At 28.7% G+C, this 20,559-nt stretch carries 16 protein-coding genes; all 16 read right to left on the reverse strand.

Annotated features, from left to right (window positions below):
- Window positions 1–44: 44 nt before the first annotated feature.
- The gene (gene fdhF, locus RWJ08_RS01140; RefSeq protein WP_313961002.1) at window positions 45–2,798 is read right to left on the reverse strand and encodes a formate dehydrogenase subunit alpha; all 2,754 of its coding nucleotides are present in this window, start codon (window positions 2,796–2,798) and stop codon (window positions 45–47) included.
- 25 nt (window positions 2,799–2,823) lie between these two features.
- Window positions 2,824–4,419 (reverse strand): NADH-quinone oxidoreductase subunit F, encoded by a 1,596-nt coding sequence (locus RWJ08_RS01145; RefSeq protein WP_293439833.1) that lies wholly within the window; start codon window positions 4,417–4,419, stop codon window positions 2,824–2,826.
- 10 nt (window positions 4,420–4,429) lie between these two features.
- A complete protein-coding gene (locus RWJ08_RS01150) occupies window positions 4,430–4,915 on the reverse strand; it encodes an NAD(P)H-dependent oxidoreductase subunit E (protein ID WP_009372536.1) in 486 nt (161 codons plus the stop codon).
- A 513-nt stretch (window positions 4,916–5,428) separates the two neighbouring features.
- Window positions 5,429–5,704 (reverse strand): HPr family phosphocarrier protein, encoded by a 276-nt coding sequence (locus RWJ08_RS01155; protein WP_009372558.1) that lies wholly within the window; start codon window positions 5,702–5,704, stop codon window positions 5,429–5,431.
- Window positions 5,705–5,883: 179 nt separating this feature from the next.
- A complete protein-coding gene (locus RWJ08_RS01160; protein WP_293439834.1) occupies window positions 5,884–6,564 on the reverse strand; it encodes an ABC transporter ATP-binding protein in 681 nt (226 codons plus the stop codon).
- Entirely contained in the window at window positions 6,557–7,765 is a 1,209-nt protein-coding gene (locus RWJ08_RS01165; RefSeq protein ID WP_293439835.1) for an ABC transporter permease, read from the reverse strand. Before RWJ08_RS01165 ends, RWJ08_RS01160 begins: the two co-directional genes overlap by 8 nt.
- 23 nt (window positions 7,766–7,788) lie before the next feature.
- Complete coding sequence (locus RWJ08_RS01170) at window positions 7,789–8,247, reverse strand: DUF4418 family protein (protein WP_313960796.1); 459 nt, start codon at window positions 8,245–8,247, stop codon at window positions 7,789–7,791.
- A gap of 17 nt (window positions 8,248–8,264) precedes the next feature.
- A complete protein-coding gene (locus tag RWJ08_RS01175) occupies window positions 8,265–8,666 on the reverse strand; it encodes an FMN-binding protein (protein ID WP_293439837.1) in 402 nt (133 codons plus the stop codon).
- A gap of 33 nt (window positions 8,667–8,699) precedes the next feature.
- A complete protein-coding gene (locus tag RWJ08_RS01180; protein WP_009354227.1) occupies window positions 8,700–9,377 on the reverse strand; it encodes an ABC transporter ATP-binding protein in 678 nt (225 codons plus the stop codon).
- 3 nt (window positions 9,378–9,380) lie between these two features.
- A complete protein-coding gene (locus RWJ08_RS01185; RefSeq protein WP_313960797.1) occupies window positions 9,381–10,580 on the reverse strand; it encodes an FtsX-like permease family protein in 1,200 nt (399 codons plus the stop codon).
- 7 nt (window positions 10,581–10,587) lie between these two features.
- Window positions 10,588–11,868 (reverse strand): ABC transporter permease, encoded by a 1,281-nt coding sequence (locus RWJ08_RS01190; protein WP_313960798.1) that lies wholly within the window; start codon window positions 11,866–11,868, stop codon window positions 10,588–10,590.
- Between the two features lies 1 nt (window position 11,869).
- Window positions 11,870–13,198, reverse strand: coding sequence for a Fe-S-containing protein (locus RWJ08_RS01195; RefSeq protein ID WP_313960799.1), 1,329 nt, complete (start codon window positions 13,196–13,198; stop codon window positions 11,870–11,872).
- A gap of 108 nt (window positions 13,199–13,306) precedes the next feature.
- Window positions 13,307–14,029: an iron transporter gene (locus RWJ08_RS01200; RefSeq protein ID WP_009372429.1), complete on the reverse strand. Its 723-nt coding sequence runs from the start codon at window positions 14,027–14,029 to the stop codon at window positions 13,307–13,309.
- Window positions 14,030–14,072: 43 nt separating this feature from the next.
- Window positions 14,073–15,320, reverse strand: coding sequence for an FTR1 family protein (locus RWJ08_RS01205; protein WP_313960800.1), 1,248 nt, complete (start codon window positions 15,318–15,320; stop codon window positions 14,073–14,075).
- A gap of 345 nt (window positions 15,321–15,665) precedes the next feature.
- A complete protein-coding gene (locus RWJ08_RS01210; RefSeq protein ID WP_313960801.1) occupies window positions 15,666–16,346 on the reverse strand; it encodes a hypothetical protein in 681 nt (226 codons plus the stop codon).
- 53 nt (window positions 16,347–16,399) lie between these two features.
- Window positions 16,400–20,470, reverse strand: coding sequence for an FMN-binding protein (locus RWJ08_RS01215; RefSeq protein ID WP_313960802.1), 4,071 nt, complete (start codon window positions 20,468–20,470; stop codon window positions 16,400–16,402).
- Window positions 20,471–20,559 lie beyond the last annotated feature (89 nt).

Consider the following 20,559-nt stretch of genomic DNA (forward strand, 5'->3'; position numbering starts at 1 on the left):
TTGGACTTCCCAATCTAATTAATTAAACAATAGTAACTATTTAACTAAACTGTTTCATCAACTAATTCATTTAAGTCAACAAACTTTTCACTTTTTAATCCTTTATCTAGTTTGTTTACCTTCTTAATATTTACAGCAGTTACCTTATATTCTGCAGTTTTAGTAATAGGATCATAGTGTGCACTAGTCAATTGATTTACTGGTGTTTCAGCAAAATGGAATGTCATATAGATTAATCCTGGTTTTACTTTGTCAGTAATTTTTGTTCTACCAACTACACTACCTCTTCTAGAAGTAACTCTCATAAAATCTCCATCTTCTAATCCATATTTTTGTGCATCTTCTGCTGAAATTTCAATTAACTCATATGGTAAAATTCCATCAAGCGCATCAGAATATCTAGTCATTACATTATAGTGGTATAATGCTCTACCAGTAGATAAGATTATTGGATATTCTTCATTTTCAAGTTCTTTTGGACCTTCATATTCAACAGGTATCATAAGAGCTTTATCTCCTCTTGTAAATTTACCTTCATGAAGATATTTTGTACCCAAATGATCATCTGATGTACATGGCCATTGAACTCCATTCAACTTATCTATTTTATCATAAGTAATTCCTCTATAAGTTGGCATGCACTTTCTAATTTCATCAAAAACATCTTCTGATGTCTTCCAATCAAATCCCTTACCTCCAAGACGTTTTGAGACATCCGCTAAAATAGCCCAATCCAATCTTGCTTGTCCAGGAGCTTCAACAGCTTTTCTAACTCTTTGAACTCTTCTTTCAGATGCTGTAAAAGTACCATCTTTTTCAGCATAACATGTGGCTGGCAAAATAACATCTGCAAGTTTAGCAGTTTCAGTTAAGTTAATATCTTGAACGACTAAGAAATCTAAACTACTTAATGCATGCTTAACATGGTTGGCATCTGGATCAGAAAGTACAGGATCTTCACCCATAATGTACATAGCTTTAACTGAACCTTCTGCTGCTCCATCAAGCATTTCAGGGATTCTAAGTCCCATCTTTCTATTTAATTTACAATTCCAATGTTTTTCAAACAATTTAACATTATCTTCTTCCAATACTTTATGATATCCCGGAAAATAATTTGGTAAAGCTGCCATATCACAAGCACCTTGAACATTATTTTGTCCACGAAGAGGATTAATTCCACCACCTTCAATTCCAATATTTCCACATAATAAAGCTAAGTTAGAAAGATTCATTACATTTGATGTACCAGTTGTATGTTCAGTAATACCTAAAGTATAGAAAATTCCAGCTCTTTCTGCAGAAGCATACATTCTTGCAGCTTCATAAATTTGATCTACAGGAACAGTAGTAATTTTACTAACTAATTCTGGAGTATATTTAGAAACAAGTTCTTTAACTTCTTCAAATCTTTCTACTTTATTTTCAACATATTCCTTAGCATATAAACCTTCAGTTATTATTATATTCATGATACCATTAATTAAAGCAGCATCTGTTCCTGATTTCAATGAAATGTGCAAATCAGCTTCTCTTGCTAATTCAGTTTTTCTTGGATCAACTACTACTAGCTTTTTACCTTGTCTATGAGCCTGTTGCATTTTATTTCCAATTATTGGATGAGCTTCAGTTGTATTTGAACCTATAACAAACATTAAATCAGTCTTAAAAACTTCGTTAACAGAATTTGTCATAGCTCCAGAACCTAATGTTGTTGCAAGACCTGCAACTGTAGGAGCATGTCAGGTTCTCGCACAGTGATCAACATTATTTGTACCAATGGCAACACGCATCATCTTTTGAAAAGCAAAATTGTCTTCATTACAAGTTCTAGCAGAGCTTAAACCTGCAATTGAGTCAGGACCATAAGTCTCTTTTGTGCTACTTAACTTAGAAACAACCAAATCTAAAGCTTCTTCCCAAGTTGCTTTTTCAAATACACCATTTCTCTTAATCAATGGATCAGTAAGTCTATCAGGACTGTTAATTAAGTCAGTATGGAAACGCCCCTTAACACAAAGCTGAGTTCCATTAATTGGAGAATCTTCATTTGGAGTAACTCCAATTACTTTTCCGGTCTTAACATTTACATTTAAATCAAAATTACAACCAGTACCACAGAAAGGACATGTTGTTCTCACTTTTTTTATTTCCCAAGGTCTAGTTCCCATTAATTGTTTATTTAGTAAAGCTCCTGTAGGGCAAACACTAATACATTGCCCACAAAATCTACAGTTATCAGTATTTAAATCTAGATTTTTATGAGTTCCAATATAAGCATTAAATCCTCTTTCTACAAAATCTATAGCTCCTGTAACTTGTACATCTTGACATACTCTAACACATTTACCACATAAAATACACTTGTTTTGATCTCTTATCATAACAGGGTTGTTTGCATCAATTTCATGATTTTGGACTTCACCAATCCATGTACCCTTCTTCATTCCATATCTATAGCAATATTCTTGCAATTTACAATTACCAACCATATCACAAGTTAAGCAATCACTTGGATGATTAGAAAACAATAAATCTAGAATATTTCTTCTTATTTTTGTTAATTTTTCACTTTCAGTATTTACAACCATTCCTTCTTTTACAAGTGTTGAACATGCTGTTTCAAGTTTTTTACTTCCTTCAATTTCAACAACACACATTCTACATCCAGCAAATGCAGTTAGACTTTTTTCATAACATAGATTTGGAATATCTACTCCAACCTTTTTAGCAGCTTCAATAATAGTAGTTCCTTTTTCAACACTAACATTCTTTCCATTTATAGTTAAATTAATCATATTAGACATAATATACCTCCAGAACCTATCTTCTAATTATAGCATTAACTGGACACGCAGCTTCACAAGATCCACATTTAATACACTTAGATGGTTCAATAACATGTAATTGCTTTTGAACTCCTGTAATACAATCAACTGGACAAGCCTTAGCACATTTAGTACAACCAATACACTTATCTGTAATAAAGAATTCAAGAAGAGCTTGACAAACTCCCGCAGGACATTTTTTATCATAAATATGAGCTTCATACTCATTTCTAAAATAATGTAAAGTACTTACTACTGGATTTGCAGCCGTTTGTCCAAGTCCACAAAGTGATGCAACAGTTATTGTTTCGGAAAGATCTTCAAGTCTTTCAATGTCACCATCTTCACCTTTCCCAGAAGTTATTTTTTCCAATAACTCTAACATTCTCTTTGTACCTTCCCTACAAGGAACACATTTACCACAAGATTCCTCAACAGTAAAATCTAAGAAAAATCTTGCAATATCAACCATACAATCTGTTTCATCCATTACAACCATTCCACCTGATCCCATAATAGAACCAATCTTAGCTAAAGATCCAAAGTCTACAGGTGTATCAAAATAATCTGTAGGAATACAACCACCAGAAGGTCCACCAGTTTGAACAGCTTTTACTTTTTTATCATTACCAGTACCACCACCAATGTCATATACAATTTCATTTATTGTAGTTCCCATAGGAACTTCAACAAGTCCTGCATTGGCAACCTTACCTACAAGGGCAAATACTTTAGTTCCAGAACTATCTTCTGTACCAATTGATTTATACCAATCTGAACCTTTATACATAATTTGCGGTACATTTGCAAATGTTTCAACATTATTTAAAACAGTAGGTTTTTGGAAAAGGCCTTTAACTGTTGTTCTATAAACCTTAGTTCTAGGCATACCACGTTTACCTTCTATAGATTCTATAAGTGCTGTGCCTTCTCCACAAACAAATGCTCCAGCACCAAGCCTTAATTCAACATGAAAACTAAAATCTGTTCCTAGAATATTATCACCAAGAAGATTCTTTTCTTCTGCCTTCTTTATTGCTTCTCTTAAATTTATGACAGCTTTAGGATATTCAGCTCTAACATAGATAAAACCTCTATCAGCTCCAATCGCAAAGCCACAAATCGCCATTCCTTCTAATACAGAATGTGGATCTCCTTCAAGTATAGATCTATCCATAAACGCTCCTGGATCTCCTTCATCTGCATTACATACTACGTATTTTTGGCCCGCAGGTTGTTGCATAGCACCTTCCCATTTTCTCCCTGTTGGGAAACCTGCACCACCACGGCCTCTAAGTCCTGAATTTTTCATTTCATTTACAACTTCTTCAGGAGTAAGACTTCCTATTACTTTCGCTAAAGCGTAATATCCACCTAATGCAACATATTCATTAACACTATGTTCATCAACTATTCCAAAATTCTTTAATGCAATTCTAGTTTGTTTTTCAAAAAACTCTCCTTTTAGACGAATACCATTTTCGTCAATTATGTACTTATCAGGTTCTTGATTTAACCTTTCAATTAATAGAGGATAGTTTTTTTCTTTAATAGTATCTAATATTTTAAAATCAACTTCAGTTTTTATCATAAGATCACCTCTATTTATACTTTCTCATTATTCTTCTGATATCTGCTTTTTTTATATGAGCATAAACATCTTCATTTATTGTAACAACAGGTGCTAAATTACATTCACCAATACAACGAGTTTGAGCAACAGAAAACTTCAAATCTTCACTAGTTCCACCAACATCTACACCTACTCTGTCACAAAACTCATTTAAAATTTCTTGAGCTCCTTTTACGTAACAAGCAGTTCCCATACATACAGAAATTTGATATTTTCCTTTTGGAATAAATGAAAATTGTGAATAGAAAGTAGCTACACCAAATACTTTAGCAGGGAATATTTTCATTCTTTTTGCTATCAAATCCATAATCTCTTCTGGAAGATACCCAAAAATACTTTGTGCTTCTTGTAAAACTGGCATTAATGCTCCCGGAATATCTTTCTTCTTATCAATAAATTCACAAAGCTCATCAATTTTGTCTTGATTTTCTTCAACATTAAAAACAAAAGCCATAATTTGCCTCCTTGTAAAATTTTTTAGAAGAACCATATGTAATTATATAATAAAAAACAAGAAATTACTTATTTAAAACATTAAACATTGATAACAATACTCTAATCCATTAATATGTACTATTTTAGTATATAACCATCATATAGTTATTCTAGTTATAATATAGCGAAATACAATACTACATCATACTTAGAGTATAGCAAAATCAGCAAATTTTTTCAAGCATTTTAGCTTTTAAGTATTAAAAATTTTGATAGATTTTCAAAAAAAATATTTTATTTAATACTTAATTTTATCTATATAATTAACAATATAATTAATCTAATTATTTTCTTAAATTATATCCATTTTAATCTTAAAAAATAATTCTATTCCATATGTTATGTTTTTTTGACGTTACTTATAATAAGAACCCCACCCCTTTTCTATGCTTCGCTTCGTGTGGGTACCTGGGAAACTTGTTGCTTCGCAATAAAAAAAATTCTCTTTTAGAGAATTTTTTAAAACATTTTATTATATTGTATAAAATTCTTTTAAGTCTTGTTCAAAAAATGAAATTAAAGTTTCCATAGCCACATTTTCATCATCTCCTGTTACTTCAATTTCTATTTCTTCACCATTTCCAACCTGCATTGATAAAATACTTAAAATACTTTTTCCATTGTATCTATTATTATCTTTTATTAATATAATATCAGAATTAAATTTTACTGAATTCCTTAAAAACATAGAAGCTACTCTGGCATTAAGGCCAATTTCCGATTTGACTACAACCTTTTCCTTTAACATATTTGCCTCCTTTATTTTTCTTTCTTAATCTATATTATATCAAAACAATCTATAATTGTCCATATTTAAAAATAATTTTTAAAAAGATTTTTTTTAAATTATTAAATAACCTATTAAATAATGTTTTCACATTATATAAAAAGAAACTGATTTACTAAAAATAAACCAGTTTTACAAAATTATATATTCTTACCTTCCGAAATTTTTCCAGAAATCATAGTATAAACCTTATCTGCATATGATAGACATGCTAGGTCATGTGTAACAAGTACAATTGTTGTATTATTTTTTTTATTAATATCTTTCATTATTTCTAATACTTCCTTAGTATTTTCAACATCCAAATCAGAAGTAGGTTCATCTGCAAGAATTATTTTAGGATAATTCATCAGTGCTCTTGCAATTGTAACTCTTCTAAGTTCTCCCCCTGATAATTCTCTAGGATATGAACTTTCTAAATGTTCTAAACCTAATTCTTTTAACAAATATTTTCCGCGACCAACAGGATCTCCTTCTCTTTTACTTAGATAAAAAGGTAAACAAATATTATCTAGAATGTTAAGTGTTGACAATACTACTGTAGATTGTGGAACAAATCCCATTAAGTCATTTCTTATAAAAGATTTTTCATCATCAGAAAGAGAGCTTATCTCTTTATTATCCAATGACACTTTCCCACTTGTAGGACTTAATATTCCAGATATGATATTTAAAAGTGTAGATTTGCCGCTTCCAGATTTTCCGACTATTGCAACAAATTCTCCGCTCTTAATATCCAAATTAACATCATCTAATGCATTAAATTCTTTCGCTCTAACATATGTTTTGTATAATTGTTCTACTTTTAACATTCTAATCATTCTCCCTCATAGTCAAATAAACATCAGTTCTACTGATTTTTCTAGCAGCATTTAATGATGATAAACATCCAATTACTGTTCCAACTAATAAACTAAACAATGAAACTAGAACTAATTTTGGTATTGAAGGAGTTAAGAACGGTAAATTTAAGTTTTTTTGAATAATTGGAATTATTGAAAACACAGCTATAATGCCAATAATTATTCCAAGAACTGATCCATAAAAACCTATATATAAGGACTCATACATAATAATCTTAGATAACTTTTTCTTAGACGCTCCTAACACTCGAAGAATACTTAATTCCTTTTTTCTTTCATTAAGTATTACAGAAAATACTACTGCCAATAAAATCATTGACATTCCCCATATTACAGCTATTGAAATATATATATAACTTGAAATAACCTTTAAATTTGAAGATACTTCATTTACAAATTTTTTACTAAACATAGCAAAAATTCCATCTTTAGCATATTCTTTCATAATCTTATTAGATACTTCTGAAGCACTGTAATTTGGCTTTAATTTCAATAAAATTGTAGAAATTTTTTCGCCTTCAGAAGCTGGATTTTTTTGAATTCGTTCGCTTGCTTTTGCAAGTTTTCTAGCAGTTTTCATATTAACGAAAACTGTTGCATCAAAACCCATACCAGTTTGTTCGAGTTTTCCAACTATATCAAGCTCTTCTTCAAAAAATTTAACTTTTGAATTTTTTTCACCAACAATATTACTTCCTACAATTACTTCATCATCTTTTAATTCTCTCTTAAGTGTTTTTTGAAGCCAAGGCTTAATTAAAAAATCTGTATCATAATCTATTCCTATAATTTGAACGGGGTACGAGCAACAAGATGCAGAAAGTGTTGCAACATAAAGCTGAGGTGTTGCTGATTCTATACCTTCAATTTTTTTTATCTTTTCTAATGAATCATTAGGAAGATAAAATTCACTAGGTTCTCCTTTTAGTAATACACTTTCAATATTTGCCTTATAACCTTCTGGAACAACAATAATATCTGCACCAAGTCTATTTGACAGATTATTAACTCCACCAGAAATACTTGATGATAAAATCGTACCACAGAACAAAAATAAAACAAAAATAGCAATAATGCTAATTAATGAAATACTTCTAAGAGGTTTTTTTCTTATGTTTTCTTTCGCTAAAAACTTAATATCAATTTTCTTATTAGTCATTTTTTTCTCTTTTCTTTAATGAATTAATTTTCTTTTCTTATCAAAACATAAATCAAATAAAAAATTGAGATAAGAGCAATTGCAATTCCTAAAATAGAAACTATTGTAAATGTATTATGTTTGATACAATCCATAGAATCTTTCATGCAATATCCCATGAATCTAGGAGCTCCATCTTTTCCGGCACCAATAGTAACCTTAATTATTTTATTTGGTATTAAATGAACACTAATTCCTGCTAATATATTAATAATATTAAAAATAATCTTTGAAATTTTATTATCTACAAAAACAGATACTAATGAAATTATAACAATTCCTATACCAACACAAGTTGCTAATAGACCGCTATAATAACAACTCATTCTTGACCCATTAGCCATTGCAGGACAAACAGGTGCGATTACAAATGGTGTTAATGCAAGTACAGTCCCTAATAGTAAAATAATAATATTAACAATTTTCTTCTTTAATATTTTCACGAAAATCCTCCTAAAAATTATTTATTTAAAGCATTATTAACCGCATTTTTAAATCTTTTATAAGAAATTGTCGCTCCACTAACTGAGTCAACTTTATCAATATCTTGAACCTCAACTAACTTTTTTGCATATCCTTCACTATTCTTTACAGCTTTTTGTGCTTGCTTATAATTAAAATCAGCATCATCTTTACCATAATTTTCGTCTTTTATCTTATTATTCTTATTTTCTCTCTCTTCTCTAACACAATCTACAATTTTCTTATCTTTAACAGTAATTACGACTTTAACATTTGAACTTTCATCTTTGTAATATCCTTCATATACTCCATCTTTTAATGTTTTTTTTGAACTACATGAAGTAACAAATATCATAGATAAAATTAGAATAATAAAAAAATTAAAATTTTTCCTTTTCATATATACCACCAAAAACATTATAACATCTATAATTTATATTGTCAATAATTTATCATCTACAATTTTTCCATAATCTAATATTATTTTTCTCATAGCCTCATCTCCTACTTCAGGATCATGAGTAACAACAATTATAGTAGCACCTTCCTTGTGAAGTTGTTTTAGAATTTCTATTACCATAATTTCATTTGCTTCATCCAAATTTCCTGTTGGTTCATCAGCTAATATTATTTCAGGATTATTTATTAAAGCTCTTGCTATACATACTCTTTGTTGTTCTCCACCAGATAATTGACTTGGCAAATGCTTTGCTCTATCACCAAGACCTACTTTTTTAAGTGCTTCTAAAGCTTCTTTTTCATCAATCATACTATGATAATACTGAGCAACCATTACATTTTCAAGAGCGGTTAAATAACTAATCAAATGAAATTGTTGAAATATAAGACCAATTTTTTCTCTTCTAATATTAGTAAGATTTTTTTGACTTTCTTTTGAAATGTCTATTCCATCAATTAATACTTGTCCATTTGATGGTCTATCCATACATCCTATTATATTCATCATAGTTGTTTTTCCAGAACCTGATGAGCCCATTATAGCAATCCAGTCACCTTTTTTAACCTTTAAATTAATGTTACTAAGAGCATTAACTGATTCATAAATTTTAGAAACATCTCTAAGTTCTAATATTACTTTATCATTATCCATATTTTACTCTCCTTTTAATACTAATGCAGGATCAATGTCAACAGCTTTTTTAACCGGTAAAATACAACCTGCAGTAGTTACTAATACTGAAATAACAACAATTACAGGAATTAATATATATTGGAATGTAATTGTCCTACCAAAAACACTAAGACTTACTCTTTGAGCAAATATAAACCCAAATATAACACCAATAACTCCTCCAATTAGTCCAAGCAATACACTCTCTCCTATAAAATCCATTATAATTTCTTTATTATGTGCCCCAAGTGCTTTTTTTAATCCTATTTCTTTTCTTCTTTCAGCAATTATCGCCATCATAGTTGTCGAAACTGAAATTGTTGTCAAAACTAATATAACTATATTAACTAATAATATTAAAGCAGTTAATTTATTTAATACAGTATCTTGAGATTGAGTAACTCTTTTTACAGCAGAACCTATAACATTAGGTAATTTATTACTCAAATTTTTTGCGAAAGTATCTAATTCATTGTGATTAGCTTCTATACTACATTCAATTGAATCAATTTTTGTTGTATCCTCAACTATTTCATTTAGTTTGTCTATATTTAAAAATATGAAGGATTCTTCTTTACCCCCAGTTGTAATTATTCCTTTTACTATTAAAGTTACGTCGTAAAAATCATCACCTGTATCTTTATTTTTACTTTTCTCTGCAGAATCATTCACATCTGAAGCAATTGCACTTTTCCCGTGTTTTACTCCACTAACTTTAAATTTATCTCCTACTGAAAGTCCTAAAGTTTTGGCAATTTCTTTTCCTACCATAACTTCATTTGAATCGCTATTTGTTGCCCATTCTCCTTCAACATACCAAAAAGGACTATTTTTTTTTGCTCCATCCATATCAGTACCCGCAAGAATATATGGCTTTTGATTAATTTTTGTCGTCTCATATCGGTATGGAGCTATACCTACAACATTCATATTTTTTATAATTTCTTTAAATTCTTTATATTCTTCTTCAGTAATTTTTCCTTCACTAGGTAGACATATAAAATTAGCGCCATATGATCTAAATTCTTTACCCAACTGTCTTGGAATATCAAAATATATAGTAATAAGACCAGACATAATAGTAGCTCCTATTATTACAGCTAATAAAGCTACTACCATTCTTGACTTTCTTCTTATGAAAGAACTTAAAATCATTTTTAAATACATTTTTCTCTTACTCATTTTAATCCTACCTTCCATGAAGAACTTCTGTCGGTTTAAGTTTAAATAGATAATGTATAGCTGGAATACTTCCAATTAATGAAACTCCAATTACCAGAGCAATATCAATAGGAATAACCATTACCGCTGGTTCTATATAAGATCCAAACACAGTAATTCCTATTATTTGTGTAAATCCAAGGCCAATAAAATATCCTGCTATTCCACCTATGATACCAGTTAATACAATTTCTGTTAAAATAAGCAACATTATCCTAAGATTAGAACCTCCAATTGCTTTTATAAGACCTATTTCCTGACTTTTTTCCATTACAGTAGCAGTAACAAGATTTGAAATTCCAAGTGCAGAACCAATTGATCCTAATGCTGTAATTAGAATCATAAGTAATTTCGTTTTATCTAATATTTTTCCTTCTGACTCTGCTACTTGTCTTATAGGTTTGGCTACACTATCTTCAACAACTTCTTGTATTTGATAACAAATAGAACTAACATAAGCTGTACAATACCAAGTTTCATATTCAGTAGGTGTTAAGCTATTTGGATCTCTAGTTGCTTTTTTTGCTAATTCATTATCAGGAGTAGTAAGTGACGAAACTTCTATATTAGAAATTTTTCCTTCAATTCCATATAAGTTTTGAACTGACTTCAAAGTAGAAAAAACGTTTAAATCTTCATTTCCACCAGATTCAAATATTCCTTTAACATTATACATCTTAGTATTTTTACCATTACTTATTTCTATTTTATCTCCAACTTTAACTCCATTTTTTCCCGCAAACAAGCTTCCAACCATAATACTATTATCGTCATCTTCATTTAACCATTCTCCAGTGATTTTCCACCAATTTTTTAAGTTTTTCATACCAGTATCAATTTGTTCACCAGTTGTTAAATCCATGTGTTTAGAAAACCATGTACCTATTAATTTAGTTTTTTGATTATTAACTTTTGCAGTTTTCTCAAGATAAGGAGTAAAATCAACTATAGAAAACCCCCAAAAAATTTGTTTGATTTTAGGTAAATCTTCTTCTTTTAAATATTTATCATTTGTTGTAGTTTCAGAATTTTCTAATTCATACAAATCAGAAATTAATGAAGCATCCTTAGAAACTACATTTATATTTGCCCCATAAGTTTTAAGCTCTTTATTTACTTTATCACCAACTCCAAGCATTACATTTAACATTCCTGTAGCAAGAGATACACCAAGTGCGACAGTAAAAGCTATCATAAACATCTTTTTTCGTTGTCTGATTAAAGTTCCAAAAACCATTCTCCAAAACATACTATTCTCCTATTGGAAATCTTTCTTTTTCTTTATCTAAAACTTTTTTATCAATTATTATTTTTGAATTTTCAATTTTATAATCAAAAGGAATTGGATTACATCCACCTTTAAATCCTATAGTTGCTTTATTCATAACAACATCGCACCTTTTGCACACTATATCATTTTTTCTTTCAAAATATCCTGCAACTCCACATATTTGACAAGCATCTAAGCCTACTCCATAAGAAGTACTATTAGGCTTTTTAACAACTATAAATCTAATATCATGACCATCTTTCTTATATGAAAATCTATGCAAGTGCCCATCATCAACATCAGATAAAGGAATAATAATTTTATCTCCTTCCTCTTGATATGGCTGTGCTGCTGTTAATTCAACCGGTTTTGTAAGTTGATAATTTAAGTAAGTCGCAGAAAACAACATTACAAATGATAATACTGTAGTAAAATAAGCCCATCTTCTATTTACTATCAATCTCCATTTTTCTTTTCTTAAACTTGCATTATTATCAAATTTTTCCTTTACCCTTAAATTTTTAGATACAAAAAAAATCATACCTAATAAAATTATTATAAAAGCGATAGAAATAAAATATGTTTCACTTTTATCTTCTATAATCATTAAGTCAAAAACCTTTATTCCAAAAATATTGCTCTTTTCAGTTAAAATTGGAGCCATATTAAAGTCTTTCTTTAGATATTCCTTAAGTCTAACTATTGATGTTATTCCTTTTAAAGCATATTCTAAAAATGTGTTAATAAATATAGCGATAAACATTATAATATATTGTTTTTTGCTACATCTAACTAGAAACTTATAAAATGCTAATACTAATAATATCCCGGTTAAGATTCCAAGAATAAATCCACTTACTCTAAATAGAGTCACAGTACTTACAGAATCTTCTCCAAATGCAATAAATTCCATCGCTTGAGTTAAAAGTTTAGGAATAAGCAAATATAGCATAAACGAGATAGTTATAAACATAAAACCTAAATTTATAGAAGTAATAAAATTATATATTTTATTTTTATTTTTTGTTATAACTCCTAAAATCAATGTAATACTCATTAAAATAAAAACAAAAAGACATAATGCAAAAACATATCTATTTAATTTTGTAACTGTATGTATCATTTCCTTTTTATTTTTTACTCTAAGAATATGTATATAAAAACCTAAAAAAATTCCTATCACTAAAATTGAAAAAGAAATTATTTTATTAATCAGTGTTGAATTTTTCTTTAAAAAAGATAACACCAATGCAAAGAAAAAAGAAAATGTACATATAGTAAAAATTACATCAACATAAAATTTTCCCAAAATAAAACCTCACTTCTAAAATACGGCAAAACCTCTCTTAAAATAATAAGAGAGGATTTATCCGTTTGTCATATATTGAATACTAATATTCTAATTTAAAAATCAATATTATTTATTTTGTAATTGTTCTCCAGTATAATTCCATTCAAACTCAACAGTTTGTTTTTCATAGTACTTTGAAGCGGCTTCTTTTCCGCCATCTTTAATAGCAGGAACACCTGTTTCTTCATCAGTGTGTAGTAAATAATCTGCAGATGGTTGAATTTCAATAACTAATTTGTATTTACCAACTTTAAGAACATTCTTTTTAATATTAGTTCCATAATGTGCCCCATCATCAGCGTTCATTGGCATCATTGATCCTGAAGTAACTTCTTTTCCATCAGTTGATAATACTTTATAATTTACTGTTAAATATGCAGGCCAAATATCTTTTCCACTACCGAAACCATATTTTTTACCAGCTTCTTTAGTCAAATGAATGTCAGCTTCTAAGTGCATATCTGATTCTGCAGCACTAGGTTGTCTTCCTTCAGGAATCATATCAACTCCTTGAAAATAAACTGTAGCAACTTGGAAAGGACCTACAATTTTTTCTTCTCCAATTTTTATTTCTTCAAATCCTGATTCACCTGGTTTTTCAGCATCTTCAGCTTTTTCATCGTCGCCACCGGCTTCTTTTAATTTATCATTTAATTCAGCAATTTTTTTGTCTTTTTCTTCAATTGATTTTTGCAATTCATTTATTTTTGCTGTGTCATTTTTTTGACAGCCAACTAAACCTACTGACGCTAATAATGCTAATGTTACAACCATTTTTGATTTTTTCATAAAATAAATCCTCCTAATTTTTTAACTTTAATAAAATAGAAATTTAACTTTCCTTTTTTATTTTTCTTAATTTTAAATAGTGACCTAACAATATCCAAACAGTAATTATTACCAACATAATTTGTGGAATTAAAGTTTCGGCTCTATCATAGATATTCAAAATTGGAATACTCCAACCTTGCATTGCAGGTATAACTGTTGAACCAGAAATAACTCCGGCTTCAGTTAACTCAATAACCCCTTTTCCCATAAACGAGATACACATTAGATATAATAATATACTTGTAAACAAGAAAAATGGTTTAAGCGGTAATTTAACTGATGTGAATCTAAAAAGTAAAAATATTATAACCAAAACAACAGAGGCTGCAACAAGCCCTCCCATTGGATACAAAATCTTACCTCCACCCGAAAATGAGGCCTTATAAAATAAAATAAGCTCTGCTCCTTCTCTTAGTACAGCTAAAAAAGCAGCAAAAACCAAAGTCCACTTACTTCTGTTATCTATTGATTTTTGAACTTTAGATTGAATATAATTTTCCCATGCTTCTTCTTCAGATTTAGATAAAATCCAGTTACTAACATAGAATAAAACAATAACCGCTAAAAACATAGTCCAGCCTTCAAGTAGTTCCTGTCCAACTCCTCCTAATAAATAGTTTATTATTATGGCTAAACCAAAACTACATACAACGGCAGCACCCATTCCCAAATAAACTGACTTACAAAGATGCTTATTGCCTGTTTTAACAAGATAAGCAATAATTGCAACACAAACAAGAATTGCTTCCAATCCCTCTCTAAGCATCAATCCGAATGATGTTAAAAAATCTTGGATATTTTTAGCTTTCTCATCTCCCTGTTTAATTTCAGTATCTCCAAATACAGCTTTACCTTCAGAATCCGGTGCATTTTTTGAAATTACTTTATCCAAAACAAGTGCATCTCTATAAACTTTCATATCAAGTTCATCTATTGATGCCTTAATTTTTTCAACAGAATCACTTGTATTTCCTAAAAGAGTATGCTTAATTTCTCTAAATGCAGCCTCAATTTCATTTACTCTGTTATTAGATATTGCAACCATAACATTTTTTTCAAAACCTTGAACTTCATAGTAATCAAAATATGCAGAATCCATTGATTTATAAGCATTTTGATAATCTTTTTTATCAATATACTCTTTTGCTTCTGTAAATTTTAAATGCATATCTTTAGCTACTTCTTGCCAATTAGAGTACTTTTTCTTTTCAGATTTAGCTTCTACATTTCCTATGTTACAAACAAGCAAAACACTACAAAGTATTAGAAAAAATGAAAATATCTTTTTTATAACTTAGCACCTCCCTAAAAACAATTTATGATAAAGATAATATATATCATATAATTACTAAAAAGTTAAGCACTAATTACAAATCAATCAATGCCTTATACTTATTATTATTTTTATCAAATATATATTATCATATTCAGAAAAAAATTTCAAGAAATTAATAAAAATTTTCATTTTTAATTAACATCTTATTCATATTTTATAAAAGCTAAACGTCATAAATTAAATCATTATTTTGTTTTATACTATATCTACAAAAAAATAATACTATTGTAATCAAGATTACAATAGTATTATTAAAATTTAGTTTTTCCTTTTTTTAATTAGTAGATATTTTCTTAATCTTAGAATTGTGTATAGCAAATAAATAAAAGTATATAATGCTATTGATAGTATATGTTTTTCAGGTTTATGCATAAACAAAACCATCAAGTGAACATATATCAAGTAAAAAAACGGATATGCTAATTTTTGTAAATTTTTCCAATTTTTAGCTTTCATTTTCTTTCTTACACACTTGAATGAAGTTATCATAAGCGGAATCATCATAGCTATAAGAATTAAACTTATTATTGTTGCCGTCTTAGTATATACATTCATTTTTGATGCATTTGTAAAAAATTCTACAAAATATCTTATTCCAAAAGCCACATTATGACAAAGCGCAGCAAAACATCCTATAATTGACATTTCTCCTCTTATACTCATAAGTTTTCTAGTATATTTATTATGAGTTGTAACTACTCCTAGAAACATTACTATCATAAATGTTACTGTCGAGAAAATTCCTCTTCTGAATATGTCCATAACATATTTTGTAAACCAGATTGGCATTTCTCTATAAAACTTTGTTTCATAATATAAAACAACGGGAATTATCAAAATATAAGTTGCCATATAAAATAGCACTGGATATTTTTTTATAATATTTGCAAATAAAATGTAAAATAATGTTATTGCAATTAATCCTACTATTAAATTCATCTATTCTTCCCTTTCATTAGTTTTTACTTTTTGTTTTTCTGATGAGTCATAAGTTATTTTCCCTCCACTACTCGAATCTTTTTTTTGAACATTGTCCTTAGTTTTTTTTCAGATTCAATAGTTTTAATTTCTTTTGAAGTATTATTTATATTATCAACATTTTTAATATCTTTTTTTGACTCTATAACTTTTCCTGATTTATTAGAGTCATCTACTTCGTTAACATCTTTCTCATCTTTAACTTCTACAATATTTTTTTTAGATTCTATCAATTTATCAATATTTGTTATTTTTATATTAAAAATTTCTACCAGTTTTTTTCCACTTTCGTAATCATTATTTTGAATTAGATTTTCACAATATGCTCCAACTGATAATTTGTTATTTTTAACAAGTGTACTTATTATACTGTTATTTTCAATTTCTTTTTTTGAATCTAAATCTACAACTTTAATTCCAAATAAATGAAAATCAGAATAAGGAATATTTTGAATAGGTGTTCCGGTTGTAGCCCAATCTGACTCATTTTCCAACTTATTAGAAATAAATAATGTTACTTTTAAATCATTCAAATTAAATCTATCTTCTAACTTATACTGCGTTTTATTTGAAGTTAATCTAAATATTCTATATACTGGATATGGTACTATTTTTACTGATATTTCAAGTTCAAGTTTTGAACCATCCTTAAAGCTTAATTTTATCTTACCTTTTTGATCTCCTAACTTCGATCTGTCTGGTTCTTTTAATACTTCAATACGTGAAATATCTGCAGAACGAGATTTAAGTTTTAAATCTCTATTTATAGCAAAGTCTGAAAAGGAACCCCATTTAACAGTTTCGGCAAAATTTTTCATATTTCCATATTTAGAGTCTTTTACAACTACATTTACTATTTCATTTTTTATTTCAGGATATAAAATCTTAAATTCTTCAGCTTTATTTGGAGCGGTATCTTTTACTATAACATTAATTGATATATCCTTTATACTTTTATCTGCAAATTCAAGCCTTACTTCCATTGAAGTACCCTCTTCATTCACTTCAGTTACATCAGCTTCATAAATAATCTCAATTTTTGTACCTTCTGGCAAGTCATCGAGGTGATTTTTCAAATGGCTTAACGTTACTTCTTTACCTTTAATTGTAATCAAATCTTTTGGTTTATAAACATATTTGTCAGCCATAGAAGTAACTTTTTCTTTTACAATAACATCTATTTCTAATTTTTTTTCACTACCATCATCAAATTTAAGTTTAATTAAAAGCTTTTGAGGGATATTCTCATTTACTTTGTTTACATCAACTTGACTTAAAACTGAAATTTTAGTTTCATCAGGTAAATTTTTAAGAACATTTCTTATTTTATCTTCTGTTATTTCTGTTCCTTTTGGTATAATCAAAGTTTCTGGTATTTCTTTGTATAAAAATGCTTTTGGAATCTTCCCATCAACTTTTGTTTTAATACGGAAAGTATTATTAAATAATACACCTTTATATTTTTCAATAACATCTAATGTATATTCTCCACTAACAAAATCTCCAATTAAAGTCTTATTTTGTGCTTGTTTTAAAGGAATTTCAATTTCATCAGAAGAATTTTTATCCTTGGCAATTATCTTAAACTCTATTTCTTTACCATTAAGTTTTTCTGCAACTGCTTTAGAAACAGTAATATTTTGAATAAAATCTGCAGTATTATATCCCTTGGTATCATACCACTCAGATTCATTCTTGGCTTTTATCTTAATTCCAGAAATTTCAAAATTCTTAGTCCTATTTTTGGATATAAGAATTGTATTTAAAAATTTAAAGCTATTACTTTCTTTATGAACCACTCTAAATCTCAATCCATCTGTAACACTGTAGCCCAAGTTTTCTTTATTTAAAACTAATCCATCTCTTAGTTCCTTCTTATACTCATCAATTACCTTCAATCCATATTTGTCGAAGTCAGAATAAGAGACTGTAATTTTTTGATTATTTTTTTTATATATAGTAACTTTTAAGTCTTTTAAATCAAGTTTATCTCCTTCTTTATATGAAGTTTTAAAGTTGCTATCGTCAATTCTCATATCATAAAAATCAAAGTTTTTAGCTTTTAATAATGCATTTTTTATAGATGTAGCAGTCCCTGTTGCAGTGAACGTAGCACCACTTACTGCATCATAATCGTCACCATCATAGCCCAGTTCCTCTCTAACATATATTTTTAACAATGTAAATATTCTATCATGAATATTTCTCTCACCTTTTATATCTGACTGATCTATAGTTAATCTCCATTTACCAAAATTATGTTTTCCAATTACTTTATCCAATGCGTCTCTATAAACTTCTACAGTTTGTTCTTTACCACGAGCTTCTTCCATAACCTTATTAGTCGCATCTCTTAATACCTGAAATTTATATATCAAGGATTCAAACTTTTGCATATTTTTAATCCTATCAATTACAGTATAAAATTTTTCTTGGAATATTCCACCATCATCTATATTCCCAGGTGATGTTAATCCTTTTAATCTATTTAATTCTTCTTTAACAAGCTCTACATTCTCAATTTTATTGTTCTTAATAGTAACTTTTACAGGTATAGGCTTATTAGAAACAAATCCATAACTGTCACCATAGTAAACTCCGTCAGGGTAATTTACATTTTTGTCAAGATTTTTAACTTCTTCTGCTGATAAAAATTTATAACTTCCATTCACTTTAACATTTACCAATACAGGAATTTCTACAATTTTTTTACTATTATCCTTGAATATAAGTTCAACTATAATTTTAGTTTTACCTTCAGAACTTGTATCTGCATTACTTTTTATATTAATTTGTGCATCATCTGGCAATTTTTCTAATGCATCTCTTATCTTTTGTAATCCAATAATTTCCCCTACAGTTGCAATTATAGTCTTAGGGGAATAAATATATTTATCAGCATCACTTCCATTAGAATCAACTGCTTTTTCTAAGGCATTAACAACAGCATTTATAAAACCTTTTGAAGATGTTGTAGCTCCAGAAATTGTATCTATATTTGTAGATTGGCTTGAAATAATTCTTTCTCCTAATATCCCTGCTTTTTTATTATCAAAATATGATTCATCATCCTTATTTTTAATCAATTCTATTTTAGCTATTTTACCATCTTTAACAGTTACTTTAACTTCAATTGAATTTGTATAATATCCATTTGATTTGCCATAATAAATGCCGTCTTTTAAACCTTTAAAATATTTTTTTAATTGTTCTATTTGTCGTCTATTTTGTCTAGGAATACTTTGCTCTGTTCCTTCAGGCGAATTAATATCTAAATTATTATTACCATTACTAGCCTTTCGTAAGGCATCTTTTACAGCATTTAATATCCCTCTACTTGATACAGTTGCTCCTGAGACTGTATCAATACTAGTATTTCCTCTTATAACTTTATTAAGTACACTGGATGCCCAAGTAAAATATGGATAGTCATCACTATGACTTATAACTCTTGCATCATAAATTACTCCATTTTTTATAGAAATAGAAACCTTGATTGGTCCATTATATCCACGTCCAACGCCAATAAATGTACCATCTTTAAGATTATTTCTGTTAAATCCAATTTTACCGGCAACAGCTGAAGCTTGCTTTGCTAACAATTTTGCTTTCTCTTTATCTCTTAGTTCTTGATTTTCCTTTTCAAGATATTCAGCTACATCACTTGTTTTTGCTCCAGCTTGAACAAGCGCCTTGTAAACAGCAACTTTAATAGCATCAGAAGTAACTGTTGCCCCAGAAATTGAATCGACATTAAATGTATTCTTTTCTACAATGGTTTGTAAAATTTTTTTTGCCATTTCATAGTATTCAGGTGTTTCATTATGTGAAAGCACTTCAACAGAAAAAATTTTACCTTCTTTAATTACAACTTTTACCGTTATAGGACCTTCATATCCCTCAGCACTTGCTATATATTCTCCATCTTTCAATTCATTTGGAGCCTTTGCACTGTCGAGCTTTGTAGTTTCATTTGCTCTGTGTTTTTGTCTATCAGAATAAACACTATTATAAACAGTGTAACCTATTCCTGCAGTTGTAATACAAAAAACAAATAAACCTGCAATAACACTATTTTTTTTCATATATCCCTCCTTTGTTTATTTTGTTATATTTATAAATTTGTCACTTATTTATAAAAATAACAATAGGCATTATCAATTCTACTAAAATT

It is taken from the genome of uncultured Parvimonas sp. (genome assembly GCF_963524015.1).
In the GTDB taxonomy this organism is placed as follows: Bacteria; Bacillota; Clostridia; order Tissierellales; family Peptoniphilaceae; genus Parvimonas.

What these genes read in the sequence shown, in the direction of transcription:
- RWJ08_RS01145 (WP_293439833.1), bottom strand. Translation starts at nt 4,419, where the DNA reads ATGATAAAAACTGAAGTTGATTTTAAAATATTAGATACTATTAAAGAA.
- RWJ08_RS01190 (WP_313960798.1), bottom strand. Translation starts at nt 11,868, where the DNA reads ATGTTTTGGAGAATGGTTTTTGGAACTTTAATCAGACAACGAAAAAAG.
- RWJ08_RS01210 (WP_313960801.1), bottom strand. Translation starts at nt 16,346, where the DNA reads ATGAATTTAATAGTAGGATTAATTGCAATAACATTATTTTACATTTTA.
- RWJ08_RS01150 (WP_009372536.1), bottom strand. Translation starts at nt 4,915, where the DNA reads ATGGCTTTTGTTTTTAATGTTGAAGAAAATCAAGACAAAATTGATGAG.
- RWJ08_RS01175 (WP_293439837.1), bottom strand. Translation starts at nt 8,666, where the DNA reads ATGAAAAGGAAAAATTTTAATTTTTTTATTATTCTAATTTTATCTATG.
- RWJ08_RS01185 (WP_313960797.1), bottom strand. Translation starts at nt 10,580, where the DNA reads ATGAGTAAGAGAAAAATGTATTTAAAAATGATTTTAAGTTCTTTCATA.
- RWJ08_RS01200 (WP_009372429.1), bottom strand. Translation starts at nt 14,029, where the DNA reads ATGAAAAAATCAAAAATGGTTGTAACATTAGCATTATTAGCGTCAGTA.
- RWJ08_RS01155 (WP_009372558.1), bottom strand. Translation starts at nt 5,704, where the DNA reads ATGTTAAAGGAAAAGGTTGTAGTCAAATCGGAAATTGGCCTTAATGCC.
- RWJ08_RS01160 (WP_293439834.1), bottom strand. Translation starts at nt 6,564, where the DNA reads ATGATTAGAATGTTAAAAGTAGAACAATTATACAAAACATATGTTAGA.
- RWJ08_RS01180 (WP_009354227.1), bottom strand. Translation starts at nt 9,377, where the DNA reads ATGGATAATGATAAAGTAATATTAGAACTTAGAGATGTTTCTAAAATT.
- RWJ08_RS01165 (WP_293439835.1), bottom strand. Translation starts at nt 7,765, where the DNA reads ATGACTAATAAGAAAATTGATATTAAGTTTTTAGCGAAAGAAAACATA.
- RWJ08_RS01215 (WP_313960802.1), bottom strand. Translation starts at nt 20,470, where the DNA reads ATGAAAAAAAATAGTGTTATTGCAGGTTTATTTGTTTTTTGTATTACA.